Raw genomic sequence first — 442 nt, 5'->3', positions numbered from 1 at the left:
GGCACCTGGATCGGCAGCACCATCGGCATGGTCGCCGCGGACGCCCTCGCGATCGTCGTCGGTGCCGTGCTCGGCCGCCACCTGCCCGAGAAGGTCATCCGCTACGTCGCCGCGGCGGCCTTCGCGGTGTTCGCCGTCCTCCTCCTCGGCGAGGGCGTCCGCGCGGTCTGATCGACGCCGCCGGTAGGGTCGTCGGGTGCTGATCCTGCTCCCACCGTCCGAAGGCAAAACCCGGCCCGAGCGGGGCCGCGCACTCGACCTGGAGACGCTCGGTCTCCCTGAGCTCACCACGACTCGCGAGCAGCTCCTGCGCGCGCTCATCCGGCTGAGCGAAGGCAGGCCGGCGCGGGCGATGGAGGTGCTGGGGCTCGGTCCCACGCAGGCCGACGCCCTCCCCCGCAACGCGAACCTGCGGGACGAACCGACCGCCCGGGCCGACGCC

At 74.0% G+C, this 442-nt stretch carries 1 protein-coding gene and 1 pseudogene; both read left to right on the top strand.

Annotated elements, in window-relative coordinates:
- The first annotated feature begins 9 nt into the window (after positions 1-9).
- Positions 10-171 (top strand): TMEM165/GDT1 family protein, encoded by a 162-nt coding sequence (locus D9V41_RS16435; protein WP_279432362.1) that lies wholly within the window; start codon positions 10-12, stop codon positions 169-171.
- A gap of 25 nt (positions 172-196) precedes the next feature.
- Positions 197-442: pseudogene (locus tag D9V41_RS16430) on the top strand (hypothetical protein); the annotation flags it as partial.

The organism is Aeromicrobium phragmitis, assembly GCF_003674095.1.
Taxonomy (GTDB): domain Bacteria; phylum Actinomycetota; class Actinomycetes; order Propionibacteriales; family Nocardioidaceae; genus Aeromicrobium; species Aeromicrobium phragmitis.
Note: the sequence above shows the minus strand (reverse complement) of the source record. Positions and strands in the feature narration are given on the sequence as shown.